Origin of the sequence: Pseudomonas frederiksbergensis, from assembly GCF_000802155.2 — a bacterium.
Lineage (GTDB): Bacteria > Pseudomonadota > Gammaproteobacteria > Pseudomonadales > Pseudomonadaceae > Aquipseudomonas > Aquipseudomonas frederiksbergensis_A.
Window position 1 is genome coordinate 75,647 of sequence record NZ_JQGJ02000009.1, and the last position, 15,370, is coordinate 91,016.

Annotated in this window: 14 protein-coding genes and 1 other RNA gene; 8 read left to right on the forward strand and 7 right to left on the reverse strand. The window is 57.9% G+C overall.

The window, feature by feature from the left end; genetic code table 11:
• Positions 1–385: 385 nt before the first annotated feature.
• The 8 genes from JZ00_RS17655 to JZ00_RS31540 all read left to right on the forward strand — a co-directional run bounded on the left by JZ00_RS17655 (position 386) and on the right by JZ00_RS31540 (position 7,064).
• Positions 386–1,054 (forward strand): GTPase domain-containing protein, encoded by a 669-nt coding sequence (locus JZ00_RS17655; RefSeq protein WP_039592348.1) that lies wholly within the window; start codon positions 386–388, stop codon positions 1,052–1,054.
• On the forward strand, positions 1,051–1,566 hold the full coding sequence (locus JZ00_RS17660) for a hypothetical protein (RefSeq protein WP_039592347.1): 516 nt from the start codon (positions 1,051–1,053) through the stop codon (positions 1,564–1,566). The genes JZ00_RS17655 and JZ00_RS17660 overlap by 4 nt, the downstream gene beginning before the upstream one ends.
• Entirely contained in the window at positions 1,521–2,405 is an 885-nt protein-coding gene (locus JZ00_RS17665) for a hypothetical protein (protein WP_152668447.1), read from the forward strand. Before JZ00_RS17660 ends, JZ00_RS17665 begins: the two co-directional genes overlap by 46 nt.
• Before the next feature lie 76 nt (positions 2,406–2,481).
• Positions 2,482–3,018 (forward strand): LasR-specific antiactivator QslA, encoded by a 537-nt coding sequence (locus JZ00_RS17670; protein ID WP_039592345.1) that lies wholly within the window; start codon positions 2,482–2,484, stop codon positions 3,016–3,018.
• A 1,069-nt stretch (positions 3,019–4,087) separates the two neighbouring features.
• On the forward strand, positions 4,088–5,488 hold the full coding sequence (locus tag JZ00_RS17675) for a YfjI family protein (RefSeq protein ID WP_039592344.1): 1,401 nt from the start codon (positions 4,088–4,090) through the stop codon (positions 5,486–5,488).
• Positions 5,481–5,834 carry a hypothetical protein gene (locus tag JZ00_RS17680; protein ID WP_039592343.1) on the forward strand — a complete coding sequence of 118 codons (354 nt, stop codon included), beginning with the start codon at positions 5,481–5,483 and terminating at the stop codon, positions 5,832–5,834. The genes JZ00_RS17675 and JZ00_RS17680 overlap by 8 nt, the downstream gene beginning before the upstream one ends.
• A complete protein-coding gene (locus JZ00_RS17685) occupies positions 5,818–6,798 on the forward strand; it encodes an integrase domain-containing protein (protein WP_039592342.1) in 981 nt (326 codons plus the stop codon). Before JZ00_RS17680 ends, JZ00_RS17685 begins: the two co-directional genes overlap by 17 nt.
• On the forward strand, positions 6,795–7,064 hold the full coding sequence (locus tag JZ00_RS31540) for a hypothetical protein (RefSeq protein WP_039592341.1): 270 nt from the start codon (positions 6,795–6,797) through the stop codon (positions 7,062–7,064). Before JZ00_RS17685 ends, JZ00_RS31540 begins: the two co-directional genes overlap by 4 nt.
• A gap of 164 nt (positions 7,065–7,228) precedes the next feature.
• On the opposite strand, the gene JZ00_RS17695 is transcribed toward JZ00_RS31540, so the two are convergent.
• The 7 genes from JZ00_RS17695 to JZ00_RS17720 form a co-directional block, all read right to left on the reverse strand.
• Positions 7,229–8,494, reverse strand: a complete 1,266-nt coding sequence (locus JZ00_RS17695; protein WP_039592340.1) for an integrase domain-containing protein — start codon at positions 8,492–8,494, stop codon at positions 7,229–7,231.
• Positions 8,495–8,681: 187 nt separating this feature from the next.
• Positions 8,682–9,075, reverse strand: a transfer-messenger RNA (tmRNA) gene (gene ssrA / locus JZ00_RS30275).
• A gap of 96 nt (positions 9,076–9,171) precedes the next feature.
• Complete coding sequence (locus JZ00_RS17700; protein ID WP_039592339.1) at positions 9,172–9,459, reverse strand: hypothetical protein; 288 nt, start codon at positions 9,457–9,459, stop codon at positions 9,172–9,174.
• A 130-nt stretch (positions 9,460–9,589) separates the two neighbouring features.
• The gene (locus tag JZ00_RS17705; protein ID WP_039592338.1) at positions 9,590–12,424 is read right to left on the reverse strand and encodes an FAD-binding and (Fe-S)-binding domain-containing protein; all 2,835 of its coding nucleotides are present in this window, start codon (positions 12,422–12,424) and stop codon (positions 9,590–9,592) included.
• Positions 12,421–13,092, reverse strand: coding sequence for a LutC/YkgG family protein (locus tag JZ00_RS17710; protein WP_039592337.1), 672 nt, complete (start codon positions 13,090–13,092; stop codon positions 12,421–12,423). The genes JZ00_RS17705 and JZ00_RS17710 overlap by 4 nt, the downstream gene beginning before the upstream one ends.
• Positions 13,089–14,546: a LutB/LldF family L-lactate oxidation iron-sulfur protein gene (locus JZ00_RS17715; RefSeq protein ID WP_039592336.1), complete on the reverse strand. Its 1,458-nt coding sequence runs from the start codon at positions 14,544–14,546 to the stop codon at positions 13,089–13,091. Before JZ00_RS17715 ends, JZ00_RS17710 begins: the two co-directional genes overlap by 4 nt.
• Positions 14,543–15,367, reverse strand: coding sequence for a (Fe-S)-binding protein (locus JZ00_RS17720; protein WP_039592335.1), 825 nt, complete (start codon positions 15,365–15,367; stop codon positions 14,543–14,545). The genes JZ00_RS17715 and JZ00_RS17720 overlap by 4 nt, the downstream gene beginning before the upstream one ends.
• Positions 15,368–15,370: the final 3 nt, after the last annotated feature.

Sequence of the window (15,370 nt, forward strand, 5' to 3'; positions counted from 1 at the left end):
GCGGTACGATTTTTTGGAAGCTCGGGGAATCGTCGCTGCCCGATAATTTACGGCGGACGACCTCTTTTGTCGGGCGCGGAGGCAGGGGCATTTCCAAGTTCCTTTTGACCGAAGCAATTTCCATAGTGGCGTTCTGCCCTTGAAGGCCAGTATGCTGACTTTGTGTGAAAGATTTTGCAATTGGTCATACGCGTCGTTTGACTTCATGGGCTATGCAGTTCAGGTCGACGCATAGTGGCTAGCCGGCTCTCCCACAGCAAAAAAAAACGCCGCTAACTTAAGTGCGGCACTGGGTAGCCGATAGCCTCTCCATGCTGACGCACGGTTATAAGCAAATGGGCCACAATGCTGGCCATTCGAGAAACGAAGGACAGGGACTGCTCGTATGGGTTGGGAGAGACTAATCGTTGCCGGAGCCGCAGCTGTGGTCGCGGCTGGCGTCGCTTACTGGAAACGTGAAGAAATCAAAGATGGCTGGGACAGCATGATCATCAGCCTCAAAGGTAAGCGCGTGGCGATATTGGGAGAGCGCAATGTCGGCAAGACAGCTCTATTGAAGTTCCTTGCCAGTGGTGAGGTCTCCGACGAGTACATGCAAACCACGCTGACCGAGAAAGTCCAAGGAACACGGTTTGCAATGGGTGACCTGAAGCTGGACCTCAAGGAAACCCGCGACGTTCCCGGTGCGCCTGATGCAATCGAGGACTGGAAAACACTGCACAATGAAGCGGACATCGTCCTTTATCTGGTCAATGCTCAAGAGGTCAATCAACAACGTATCAAGCGCGATCTCGAAAAGATTGAAAGCTGGAAGAAGGCTCCGGCGCCATCGCCCAAGCTGGTCGTGATCGTCACGCATATGGACCTCGACCCTACGTACGTCGCCACACCCGTGTCCGGTCAGGGGCATTTCCGTGATCGTTTCGTCAAACTCCACCTTGATGCAGGCCTGTCGAAACTAAGTCAACGGCCGCCGATCATTCTCGGCAGTCTGGTGAGTCGAGATCAGGCGGCGAGATTGGTCGCGACGTTGATCAATACGGTAACAGCATGATGCATGCCAAGGTTTTCCAAGCTCAAGCACTGGACAACAGGTCCTCGGACTATTTGCGTCTGGCGGAGTGTGGAGCGGAACTTAGCAGCCCGGCCCGAGAGCAAACGTATTCCGCACTGACCAGCATCAGCGTGCGAGGTACTGTTCTGTTTGCACAAGATGGCGTGAAGCTGTTCGTCAAAGGCAACGCAGCCGTTTTGCAAGTTGTCGCGGAGGAGCGGGACCGCGCGGGCCGGCTGGCGCCAGTGGTTTGCTGGATCGAGCACAATACCGGGCAGGGGCCAGGAGCGACTGGTGTCGATGCGGTGTGGGCGTCGCTCGAGCAATTCGCTACCTCCATCGGGCGCAGCTTTTCAGAGCCTAAACGCTTGGCTGCACGGGAGGCGCTTGAGCAATTCGAAAAAAAGCAGCCGAGCCAGAGCTTCATAGCCCTGGCGATAACACTTTTACAGCGCGAGTGGGCAGCGTGGCTCAGACGCGCACTGGCGGCGCTGAAAACTTTCGGCAAATGAACGAACAGGGTACGCGCATCGCGCGAAAGGGGAGCAATGTGGCAACAGGCAAGATTCCGCTGGACCATGGCGCACGCAGAGTGATGCTCGTGTTGGATGAGAACACGATCAATGAGTGTCTCTATGATCTCGAGCCCGAAGCCAAGGGGTTTCTATTTGATCCCCAGTCCCACATCCTGCAGTACCCGCTTACGGTCGATGAGCCAGATAGCCAGGCGCTGCAGAATATTATCGATGCTGACCTGCTTCGACCGGGCGCGGTGCTCTTACAGAGCCCGTATGACCGTAACGCCTATGTGGACCTGAGCCAGGCCACGGATCAGTTCGCGATTGAGAAGCTTCGGCATTTTTCGCGGCTCTGCCAATACCTGGGAGCTCGGGACGTAACCGTTGAGCAGGTCGAAGTCAGCAAGGACTCCTCGTCCCAAGTGTACGAGTTGCACGGCAAAGCTCCTGTTGCCAAGCTCGATGTCAAAGTCGAAAACAAAGTGGGCAATTCACTGGCCAGAAAGTTTTCCATCAATGCCTCGTTTCGCGGAGGCAAACCCAACACCGAGGCAGCTGAAAAATACCTGCGTGGCAAACAGCTGTGGGGCGATGTGGTAATGCGTAGCCTGGTCGAGCAGTGCGCTGATGAAGACAACCAGATCCTTGAACAGAAGGTGGTGATCAGCCTGTCGAGTGAATCGAAGCGTTCCCTGGGCGTAGTGGCCAAGCTTAACCTGCCAGCCAAGGGGCTAGGGCTAACGGCAAATTACCTGGACAGTGCTCATTCGATCGAAGAGTACCTTCTGACCTTGACGGTAAAATTTGACAGCCCTGAAACCGATAGTTTGTAGCGGTGCGTCGCATGATTACCATCGCCTAGCCTGGACTATCATATTTGATACCGGGTGGGCGGGTTTGGATTCCGCGATGTTTGAATTCTCGCTTCTCATCGGCCTCCCCAAACCCAGCAGCATCGATACTTCATCGCTTACCGCTGAAGATGCAGCGGTTAAATTGCGGCAGGCTGCCACTCTCCGGCTTAACGGAGCCCAGAGTATTCTGCTTCATTTTCCGCAAGACGTTGAACTGGCAGTAGAGCTGTTGGATGACGCCGCCGTGTTGTACGACAAGGCATTCCGGAATTTAACTGGCATTCCGGCTCAAAGCGTTCATCAGCAGATCCATGAGCATGTCTCTGTCCCGTCCGCTGAAGGGGCTCCCGCGATCCAAACACCGTGGGGTAATAAGTTCGCTCCGGTAATAAAGGAGGGTGTTCGTTGCGCAGAGACTTGGCTTGAGGGTTCATCATTACCGTTATGGTGGGCGCTGTCTCAGAACCGAAAGCGTCATCGTCCAGGGGACTATCAGGAAGCATTTGAAGTAGGCTTTCTGCTGCGGTTGCAGCAGACGCTGATCATGCGGCGCGAAGCCCCCACTTCCCAATCAACCCGCTTTGATGCCTGAGTCTTCGATTGAAATTTGAGACTTTGCTTTTCCCGCCAAACCCTCCGATCAAGCGATCTTTGATCGTGCCGATCGGAGGGTTCATTCGCTTTTTCTCGAAGCCGCCGCGTTCCACCCTCCTATTTTCACATTTAATTAACGCCACGATTATTTTTACCCGTCAGTAACTCCCCCGCGATTTCTATCGAGCGCAGCGCCATTCAGTGTGTGTGCGGATCTTTCGGGGGCATGGATGTAAGTGTGGCGACAGCGGCGACAGCGGCGACAGCCCGCGTAGAACGTGACCTGGAACGTGGCGACAGAAGTGGCGACAGTCGCCACTTTCTGAGCGCTTTGCCCGTGACGCTTGACCGTCTTTTCGAGTGGGTATAAAAATTGGCGCACGGATCGCTGTCGTTGACAGCACCTGCCCAGGTAGCCAGAGCCTTTAAGGCTACGCCACTTGCGTGGTGGTTCTTCCCTAAGTGCGATTAGCGTCCGGCGGCTCGCACGGTCACTCCCCAAGAGTGACGGATGCCTTCTCTACCAATCTGTCCACTGCGGCAGACGATGGACCTATCTAGCTGCACTGCAGCTGCCTCACCCTTCGGCACACATCGCTGCGCCAGACCGCGCCCGTCTCTTTCTCCTGGAAAGAGACGGGCGCTCGTACCAGTGCTGCAAGCCACGTAGTACAAGGCATTGCCGCAACTCTCCTCGTGACAATCGACCCGACAAATCCGATTCGTCGCCATCCGCAATGACACTGGCACCGGTGCCGCAGCCAATGGAAAGGCTGCACCTGACTGACAGTCAGGCATGCCCCAGGTGTCCATGTCGTTGCCTTCTCCTACTCAGGATCTCCAGGTGCCGAACTCGTCAGTCGGCACAGCCTCCACCCGCCCGCATGTTCGGATGCGTCTAAGGAGGCCAGATTCAAGGGTTCATGCCCTTGCTCCCGGTCGTAAGGAGCCGTTCGTTCCGCGTCAGTGAACACCTCACAGGCCGCAGGGGCCTTGATCCCTGATAACACTCAGCAGCCTTGGCGGGACGACGTGAGGACAACTAGCAATGAACGAGGAGAGGGCCCATGCAGCAGTTAGATCCGAAGCTTGAACTACCACGACCACCTCGACCGTTGATTGAGTCGAATCCCGTGGCCCAGCCTTATCCGGTGCAGGCGCTGGGTGGGATTCTTGGACCTGCGGTGGAGCGCATGGCCGAGGTCATCGGCGTACCCCAGGCATTGGCTGCACAATCGGTGTTGGCTGCCTCGGCGCTGGCTACCCAAGGTCATGCCGGCTTACAGCTCGACGGGAGAAATTATCCCCTCTCGCTGTACCTGATCACGGTGGCAGCTTCGGGGGATCGTAAAACGGCGACAGACCGATCTGCATTGCTGCCAGCACGCCAATGGGAGCGTGAGCAGTGGCAGCGCTACCGCGAACAGCTTGCCCGGTACCGCGCCGCACAGCGCCAGATGCAGCGTATCAACCCTGCCGATCCCGACTTCGCGAACGGTGTACCGCTCGAAGCGGAGCCCTCTGCACCGAGGCTGATTACCACGGACCCAACTATTGAAGCGCTGATCAAAGGGCTTTGCCATGACCTGCCGAGCATGGGGTTGTTCTGCGATGAAGGGGGACAATTCCTCGGCAGCAGCACCATGAGTCGGGACAACCGTTTGAAAGCGGTTACGACCTTGTCGTCACTCTGGGACGGAAGTCCGATAGATCGCGCGCGGTCTATGGCGGGTGAAAGCTTGCGAGCTTACGATCGACGCTTAAGCCTGCACCTGATGCTGCAACCGTATCTAGCCATGCAGTTACTCAGTGACCCATTGCTGCAGGGGCAAGGCATTCTCGGTCGCTGCCTCATCACCTGGCCCACCAGCCTGGCCGGACAACGCAGTTACCAGTCTGTCGACTTGTCCAAAGACCCCGCCCTAAAGCGATATCACCACCGTCTTTCGGCCCTGTTTCATCAGCCTTGGTCACTTTTCGCTGACGGGGCCTTGCGGCTATCACCGCTGACACTAAGTCCCTTAGCCCGCCGTCGCTGGATTGATTTGCATGATGCTATCGAAGCTCAGCTGGGGGAGTTTGGCGAGCTGGCCAGCGTACGGCCCAGCGGATCAAAGGCTGCCGATAACCTGCTGCGCGTCGCCGGCAATCTTGCAGTTGTGGAGGAGAGCAGCGTCGTGGAGGTCGACCATATCCAACGGGCCTCCGCTTTAGTCGGCTACTACCTCACCGAGATCCAGCGCCTGACTGAGCAGGAGCCAGTGTGTCGAGTAAAAGAGGAGGCAGACCGGCTGCTGCGATGGCTGCAGGTCAAAGATTGGAAGCGTTTCAGTATTCGTGAATTGAATCGCAACGGTCCCCGCTTTGCCCGCAAGAGCAGTCGTCATGCCGCCAAGCTGTTGGTCGAGTTGATTGATCATCAGTGGTTGATCACCGATGGCCACACCTTCGAGGTGCGCCATGTTTAATCTTGATGAAGCGCTGCGCAACCATCTAGCTCAGCGTCAAAAGGAGCCCAAAGCGCGATTTGTCGCCGCTACTGTCGCCACTTTGTCGCCATGCTCAAAACCAGGCAGGACAAGGGTTGTCGCCGCTGTCGCCAGTGTCGCCACCACCCATAAAGCTATCGCCTCTACCACAGCCATTATTCAATGGTTGAAAGAGGAGGGTGCGCATCTTTACGTCACCGGCAACACGCTGTGTTTTCGCCCGACTGATTGGGCGCAGATCCCCATCGTGAGCGCGCACTGGCGAGCCCTTTTGCATGATCTCGCTGCAATCGATCAGGAACAGAAAAATGGCTCGAGTTGGTAAGCGATCTGGGCGCAATTTCGGCTTCGGTCGCCAGCTCAGCTATGCCGGACCGCAAGCCTTGAAAGATCTATTTGGCGATGGCCATTTTGCTACCGTCAAAGCCCATAGCGATCGGTGGCAGGCGTTCGTGCATTGGTGTCGATCCGATGAAGGACCGAGAGTCAACGACGCGCGCCAGATAGACCGCGAGATACTCATGCGGTACGCCGTCCACGTGCGGGAGCAGGTTGATCAGGGCAACGTCGGCATTGCCACCGCGCAGAACCGACTGTCCAGCGTGAACCGAACGATGGCCGCGCTGCGTGGTGATCAGTTCGTCAAAATCCCCAGTCCGAGCAAGGCGCTGGGCTTGCAGCGCTCAAGCGTTCGTAGTGAGGCACCGCAAGGCCAAGACCGTGCCAAGGTCAGGCTGATTGCGCAAGCGCTGTCAGAGCGACAGCAGTCCAGGGTTAGTGCCATTGTGCTCCTTGCCCGAGAGACCGGCATGCGCCTGCGCGAAGCGATCTTGGCGGACCTGCCACGGCTGCAACGAGAGGCTCAGCGACTGGGGAAGATCAATATCCAAGACGGCACTAAGGGTGGTCGATCAGGGGCCTCGGCACCGCGCTGGATTACGGTAACGGATCAAGTTCGCGATGCCCTGGATTGGGCCAGCGCGAACACACCCAATGGCAGCCGGAATTTGTTGGCGCCCGACGAAAGCTACAAAGACTTTATGCAGGCAGTTGTGCGACCGGCACGGGACATCCTGCATGAGCATGGATTGAAAGGTTTTCATGAGCTGCGGGCGGCTTACGCCTGTGAGCGCTATGAGCAACTAGTCGGCTTTCCTGCACCCGCTAATGGTGGTCGTGTTCATCAAGAGGATCGAGCACTCGATCAACGAGCCCGTAAGCAGATCAGCCACGAATTGGGACATAACCGCATCGATGTGGTGAGTGCCTACATCGGAGGCCGGCGATGACGACCGAGTTCGACATAGCGTTGTTCCTACAGCCCATGCTCAAAGGTGCACATGCCACGCAGCAGCGGCACATCAGGCAAGCAGAAAGGATGCACGAGGTGATTCGTGAGCGCTGGGGTTGCGCGACTCCCTGGTCCTGGAGGGAAAAACACGTGAGATGGTTTCTGGAGCACTATTTGCGATGCTCAGCTCCAGCTACCATCTACTACTACGAGTTAACAGCGGGGTTGATCCGCCGTAGAAAGGCAAAAGTCGTGGTTGCCTGATAGACCTTTAAGCGTGAGCCCCCGAGTATGGGAATGCGGAGCCTTCCCATACTCAGGGGCTTTGACTAAGGAGCGCAGGCGTACGAGAAATTTGGGGATAGTCGTAAAGTCTGGCGCCATGCTGTACTACGCGGTTACACGGTTTTTCGCCGGTGCTACCGGCCTCAGGATACTCCCCGTATCGGTACGACGTTGAGGTCTCTGTTGTGTTTGATCGCGGCTACCGACAGGCTGCCGGTAGCCGCCTTCTGGATATGTTCACTCCACCAAGCCATCATCGGACGCCGGCGTTCAATATAATCCGCCCGGTTGTAGGCGCTTCGAACCTCGTCTTTATCGACATGCGCCAACGCGACTTCGATTAGTTCCGAATCCCACCCATGCTCGTTCAGGATTGTGCTGGCCATTGAGCGCATGCCGTGGCTGACCAAGCGGTCCTGAAAGCCCATGCGCTTCAACGCCATGTTGGCTGTCTGGCTATTGGCGTGAGTACGTGGGTTTCGGTCTGCCGGGAAGACATACTCTCGATGACCGCTATGGGATTTGAGTATTTCCAGCAATGCCATGGCTTGATCGCTTAACGGGATGCTGTGTGGGCGTCGCTTTTTCATCCGCTCCGGAGGAATGGTCCAGACACGCCTTTCGAAATCGAGGTCTGCCCAGCGAGTAGTCGCCGCTTCAGCAGGGCGAGTCATGGTATGCAACTGCCATTCGATAAGGCAGCGTGTCGTGCGTTTGATACTGGCGTTTGCGAGTTCCAGCATGAGCTCGGGTAGCTCTTCGGGCGGGAGCGCGGCCATGTTTTCTTTCTTGGGTTTCTTGAATACCGCCCGGATGCCACTCAGCGGGTTGGCGAAGATCAGGCCGGAGTTCACGCCGTAGGTCATGATCTCGTTAAGCCGCTGACTAAGGCGCTTAACCGTCTCCAGGCTGCCTTTCGCTTCGATTGGACGAAGCAGCTCGATCACCATCGGCGCGGTGATTTTCGCGAGTGGAGTCGTCTTCAATTCGGGGAACACATGCAGCGTGAGCGATCGCCAAATATCCTCGGCGTAGGCCGGCGTGACCGAGTCTTTCTTAAGCTCGAACCAGGCAGTGGCTACGTTCTCGAAAGTGTGTTCCGTTTCTGCGCGCTTGGCCTCATTTAGCGTATCGCGCTGCACTTTCGGATCGATGCCCAGAGCGAGCAGCTCCCGTGCTTGCACTGCCATCTTTCGGGCGTTCGCCAATGAAAGCTCTGGGTAGGTACCCAAGCCCATGTTAATTCGGTTTTTAGTCACCGGTTCACGGTAGTTGAAATTCCACAGCAGAGAACCGTTGCTGCGTACACGGAGTTGCAAGCCGTCCCCGTCGGTGAGGACGTAATCCTTGGACGCGGGTTTGACTCCCTTGAGCTGTCGATCGGAAAGGCGGAGGGTTTGAGCAGTCATGAGATTTCCCTCAGGCACTGATTTGGTATTCCAAAGGTTAGCACCGGAGGGGCTGGAATACCGTATGGAATACTAAAACTTCTGGAACTCCAAGAATCTACAAAGACCTCAATAGCCGCTAAATCCTTGTATTTACTGGATTTAAGGCACAAAAAAAGACGTCCGTGGACGTCTTTAGATGATCAAATGGTGGAGCCGGGGGGATTTGAACCCCCGTCCGCCAGTACTCCGCTGTCGGTACTACATGCTTAGCCGTGTCTATTGAGTTAACCCTCAGCGACCCGACGGGCAGGGTGCTTTGGGCGAGTTGTGTAAGTTTTAGCCGCTTCGTCCACAACGTACTGCACGGCGATTCCGTTCTATATGACAATCACTTTGGGTTTACGGACATCCCCTGGTGATTGCTGGACCCGAAGGTACCAGAAGGGAAGGGCTAAGGCTGCTTACGCAGCGAGAGCGTATTCCCCGTAGGTTTCGTCATTGGCAACTATAGGAAGTTGCAACAGTGGATTTACGAGTTCTGTTACCAACTCGGCATGCACCTAAAGTTTCGCAACCGGCGTCGAATCCTAAACGGCCCCGAACCTGGCGCTCGATAAATCTTGAGGAGCGGCAGGCATGCGCAGTGTACGCCAATCCGTGTCTGAGGCCAACCCGAAGGTTGGCCTCAGACAATGCTACTGATCGCCTTTCGCGTTGTTCTGCAGCTTCTGGATGGCCTGGTTAGTCAGGGAGATGCAATTTTCGGTGCCTTCTTTGGTGCCTTTGGCGTGTTCAGCCTTGGCTTGTCCGACCGTGGCATCGATGTCGGTCTTCAGACCTTCGCTCATTTGCTCGGTGCTGACTTTGGCGTCGCTGATCTTTTGTAAATTGATTTTGCAAAGGTCATCCTGGCTTCCTGCAAACACCGGAGAGGCCAACATCGCAGCGGAAATGAACAAGCCAGCAAGTGCGGTGCGCTTCATGTGTATCTCCTTTAACGTCTGGTCTCGGTGCTGGCTGTAGGGGCACAGACAGGGCCGAGCATAAGGGAGGACCCAGCGGCGCCGGGTCTATTCAAGTTGACTACAGCGAAGCGCAGGAATTCGATTTATCTTACAGCTCCATGGCGACTCCCCCGCTGATGGGTTTGGGACGGGTGACGCGGTCCACCAGATACACCAACCCGTGGTAGTCGATTTCGCCGTGACGCGTCAGGCCGATCTCACACGTACGGCTGGTGGAAACGCCCTCGGTGCAGTATTGAACCGCGTCCTTGAGGGTTCGCAGTGAGTGGGCGTTGAGCTCCGGCGTGGTGAAGCCCTTGTCACCGGCAAAACCACAGCAATGGATGCCTTCCGGGATGACCACGGTCTTGCTGCATTTACGCGCCAGATCAATCAACGCCTGGCTTTCGCCGAGGTGTTGCGTGCTGCACGTGACGTGCACCGCAATGGGCGCCTCCTGGGGTGTGAAGTCGAGGCGATCCATCAGGTGCGTGCGAATGAAACGCACCGGGTCGTAGAGATCCAGGCGCGCTTCGCCCAAATCCTGGACCAGGCGCAGCGTGCAAGGGCTGGTATCGCAGTAGATCGGGTCGAGCCCGCCGCGACTGGCCTGCACCAAGGCGCCGATCAGTTCCTGGCGCTTGTGCTCGGCTTGCTCGGCGTACCCTTTGGACGCGAAGGGCTGGCCGCAGCAAAGGCTGTCTATGTTGTCTGGAAACACGACCTGATAACCGGCTTTCTCCAACAGGCCTCGGGTCTTGTCATGCAGCGACATCTGTTCTGCGTCCCCTGCCGCCGGACCCATGACCCGCGATACACAGGCGGCCAGATAAACCACCCGGGGTCGTTCATCCAGTACCGCCGGGCTTAACCGAATGGCCCTTTCGGCCTGTGGCATGGCGTTGGTCCACTGCGGGACCTGTCCTTTGGACAGCCGAGTGAGCCCTTCTGACAATCGTGCCAGCCGCGGCGCCCCCAAGAGCATCCGGGCACCATTGGCCACGTGCAGCGTAAAGCGCGCCCCTTGCAATGCAGTAGCGAAATTACTCGCAAGCCAGTCGGCGGTTTTCTTACGTGTCGCGTTACGTCCGCGGAGCTTTTTCACCAGTTCGCCCGTATTGATGCCTACAGGGCAGCGTTGGGCGCACAGCCCGGTGGCAGCGCAGGTGTCGATCCCTTGGTATTGATAGGCCGTTTCCAATTCCGAAGTGTCGATGCCAGCACGCTTTTTCGCTTGGATGTCCCGCCAGATCACGATGCGCTGGCGCGGGCTCAAGGTCAGGTCCTTGGATGGGCAGACCGGCTCGCAGAAACCGCATTCGATGCACTTATCCACAATTTCATCGGCGGCCGGCAAGGGCTTGAGGTGCTTGAGATGAATCTGCGGGTCCTCACTGAGCACCACATCCGGGTTGAGAATGCCGTTGGGGTCGAGCAGGCGTTTGAGTTGCCACATCAGTTGATAGGCGTCACTGCCCCATTCCAGCTCGACGAACGGCGCCATGTTGCGGCCAGTGCCGTGTTCGGCTTTCAGTGAACCGCCAAACTCCACCGCCACCAGTTGCGCCACGTCATCCATGAACGCCTGGTAGCGTGCGACTTCTTCGGTGCTGTTGAAGCCTTGGGTGAAGACGAAGTGAAGATTGCCTTCCAGCGCATGTCCGAAAAGGATCGCTTCGTCGTAGTGATGCTTGTCGAACAACTCGATCAGGCGATTCACGCCAATAGCCAGTTGTTCGACCGGAAAGGTCACGTCTTCGATGATGACCGTGGTCCCGGTCTTGCGAACCGCGCCCACGGCGGGAAAAGTGTCTTTGCGGATGGCCCAGAGTCGCGCGTTTTCCCGTGGGTCTTCGGTGAAATCGACCTGTTTCTCCACGGGGAAAACCGCCAGCGAGGTCATGATCCTCGCGAGCTGTTCCTGCAGCAGCGATGACGAAGCCGCGCGGGATTCAATCAGCAGGGCACAGGCATTATTCGACAAGTGCTGTACGAAATCCGGCATGCCGGGTTTGTCCTGTACCGAGCGCAGGCTGCGGCGGTCCAGCAGCTCGACGGCGGAGACCGGCTGGCTTTTCAGCACGGTGACGGCGTTGCAGCAGGTTTCGACGTCTGGGAATACGATCAGCGCCGAGGCCTTGTTCGGATGATCGATGACGGTGTTGTAGGTCACCGCGCTAATGAAGCCGAGGGTGCCTTCGGAGCCCACCAGCAAATGGCTCAAGATATCCACAGGTTCGTCGAAGTCCACCAAGGCGTTGAGCGACAACCCGGTAGTATTTTTCAGACGATATTTGTGGCGGATTCGGGCGGCCAATTCGGTGTTGTCGCGGGTCTCGCGGCCGAGGGTCGCCAGCCGTTCCAGCAGTTCACCGTGGCTTGCCCGAAATGCCGCCACGCTGGCAGCGTCTTCGGTGTCCAGGCGCGTGCCGTCAGCCAGGACAAGGCGAATGCCAGCCAGGGTGTGATAGGTGTTCTGCGCCGTACCGCAGCACATGCCGCTGGCGTTGTTGGCGACGATACCGCCTATCTTGCAGGCGTTGATCGAGGCCGGATCCGGGCCGATCTTGCGCCCGAAGGGGGCGAGCCAGGCGTTGGCCTGTGCGCCGATCACGCCGGGTTGCAAACGAATTTGTGTGCCTTGCCCACGAATCTCGCGACCGTTCCAGTTATCCCCCAGCACAATCAGTACCGAGTCGCTGATAGCCTGGCCGGAAAGACTGGTGCCGGCGGCGCGGAATGTGACCGGCACTCGATCACGCTGGGCCAGTTGCAGCAGCGCGATAACTTCATCTTCGGTTTCCACGCGCACCACCAGCTGTGGGATCAACCGGTAGAAGCTGGCGTCGGTGCCGAAGGCCAGGGTGGACAACGGATCGTCGAAGCGTCGTTTTTGCGGGATCAGTTGGTGTACATCGAGCAGGAAAGGGGCCGGAAGTGTCATTGGTCCTCCAGAATCAAAACCACCAGATCCTTCGGACCGTGGGCGCCGTAGGCCAGGACTTGTTCGATGTCGGCGGTTTTCGACGGGCCAGACACCAGCAGGGCATTGGTGGGCATGCCCTGGGCCCACGCGAATTCCTGTTGCACTTCATAGAAGTTGTCGCGGATCTCGCTGGCCTTGAGCAGGGCGAAATGCACCGGTGGGACCAGGCTCATCAGGCGCGGTTCTTCCCGGGTTGGCCAGAGAATCAGGCTACCTGTCGCGGCGATGGCGCCGAGGGTGCCGGTCAGGCTGGCCGGGGTGTCGTTGAACAACTCGGCTTTCCATTCTTCTACCGGTCGGTCGTAGGCCTTGAGAGTTGGCAGGCCCGGATTATTCGCCCAGAACTGTGTGATTCTTCCCCCGTGTACGGTGGTCGGTGCGATGAGCAAGCTTGGCAGTTGACGGTCGCGCAGCAGTTGCGCGAGCAGGGCCGGCCAGCCCTCGTCGGACGTCAGGTGGATTTCGGTGTGCACCGCTTCCATCAGCTTGCGCAATTGCGAGATGCGGTCCTCTGGCGCGTAGCGATAGGTTTGCGTCACCAGTTCGACGTCATAGGTGTCGGCAACCGGCGTAGTGCCTGTGAGACTTTTACGCAGCTTGGCGAGGATATTTTCCTTGGCGCTCATCGGCGGTCTCCCTGCGGGTTCAGGTGGTCGCGGGCCAGGTCATGCAGCGAACGGGCGGCGGGTTTCGGGGCGCTGTGGTTCTGCGTCCATGGGCCGATATTTTGCGGCGCCAGGGCGCGCAGGCGCGTGGCGAGGAAGGCAAACAACCGATACAGCCGCGGCGAACTGTTGAGTCGAGCCCAGGTATTCCAGATGAACCGCTCCTTGGTCGAATACTTGCTGCCCTGGCCGCGCATGACCGGGTTGGGGCTGTCCGGTGCCTTGACGTTTTCCTCTCGCAATCGCCGCAGCAGGGCGGGGATCGGGATTTTTACCGGACACACTTCACCGCAGGCGCCGCACAGCGAAGAGGCGCTCGGGTGATCTGGCACTTTCGCCAGGCCAACCATATGCGGCGTGATGATTTTTCCGATAGGCCCCGGGTAAACCTCACCGTAGGCATGGCCGCCAATTCGGGTATAGACCGGGCAATGATTCATACAAGCGCCGCAGCGGATGCAGTTCAGCGTCTGACGCAGTTCGCTGTCGGCAAATGCCTGGCTGCGGCCGTTATCCAGCAGGACCAGGTGGACTTCCTGGGGGCCGTCCAATTCATCAGCCTTGCGTGGCCCGGAGATCATATTGACGTAAGTGGTGATGGGTTGGCCGAGGGCCGAACGGGTCAGCAGCGAGAGCAGCGGAACGACGTCCCGTAGATTCTCCACGACTTTTTCGATACCGGTGACGGCAATGTGCACCGGTGGCACGGTGGTGGACATACGCCCGTTGCCTTCGTTTTCCACCAGCAGCAAGGTGCCGGTTTCGGCGACGGCGAAGTTGACGCCCGAAACGCCTATGTCGGCTTCGAAGAATTTCTGCCGCAAGACCTTGCGACCGATCTGGATGAGTTGGTCAACGTCCTTGGTGTACTCCACGCCAAGTTTGTCGTGGAACAAGGACGCGACCTGACCGGCATTCTTGTGGATCGCCGGCATAATGATGTGTGAAGGCTTCTCGTGGTCGAGTTGGACGATGTATTCCCCCATGTCGGACTCGAGACATTCAATGTCCCGGGCCTCGAGGAAATGGTTCATCTCCATCTCTTCACTGACCATCGATTTGCCCTTGATCACTTGCCGCGCCTCGTGAGCGCGGATGATCGAAAGGACGATGCCGTTGGCTTCGTCCACCGTTTCCGCCCAGTGCACTTTCACACCGTTGCGGGTCAGGTTGGTTTCAAGTTGCTCGAGCAGGTCGGGCAGCTTGGATAACGCGCGGGCACGGACAGCGTTGCCGAGCACTCGCAGATGTTCTCTTTCGTGGGCATCGCTGAAGGACGTTGCCCGTTTTGTCATCAGTGAATCCATCGCAGTGCGAAAGTTATTTCGCAGTTGCGTGTCGTCCAGTGCCTTGTGGGCGCGGGCGCGAAAATCTTCCTGCACTTCAACGGTCGGAATCAGCGTCGGTGCGCTCATGCGGCACCTCCGGTTCGCTGCCAGAGGAAACTCGCCAGATGCTGGCCGCGCAAAGCTTCCCGCTGTTTTTCCAAGGCGCCGTTGATGTTTATCAAGCAACCGCAGTCGGCGCTGACGACCTGGTGCGCGCCGGATTCCTTCAACGCTCGGGTCTTGTCGGCCACCATCGCACCGGAAATATCCGGCATGCGAACGCTGAACGTCCCACCAAAACCACAGCATTCACTCTCATGGCTGTGTTCGACCCGCTCCACGTTGCCTAGCTGTGCCAACAATGCACGGCCATGCAGGTGGGTATTCATTTCCCGTCGTGCCGAGCAAGACGTATGCAGCGCGACCTTCACCGGCGTGCCACTGTCGTTCAATTGCACCTTGCAGACAAACAGCAGGAACTCGGCCAACTCGTAGGTCCTGGCGGCCAGGGCCTGGACCTGTTTGAGTGTCTGCGGCTCGTCCTTGAACAGGTCGGCATAATGCTCGCGCAGCATGCCGGCACAGGAGCCCGACGGTACGACCACCGGGTAATCCCCGGCAAACAATGCCAACTGCGCCCGCGCTACCGTCCGCGCCTGTTCGGTGTAGCCTGAGGTATACGCCGGTTGCCCGCAGCACGTTTGTCCTTGTGGGTACTCCACTTGGATCCCTTCGCGCTCGAGCAGGCGGATCGCATCCATACCCGCTTCGGGGTAGAACAGGTCGACCACGCAGGTTCCGAACAGATAGACCCGGCTAGGTTTCTCGCTGGGATATTGTCGCGGTTCGGGTAATGGCGGAGCGACACGGGTCGCGTTCGGCACGGCGTTGTAAAAAAGCTCGCTCATCAG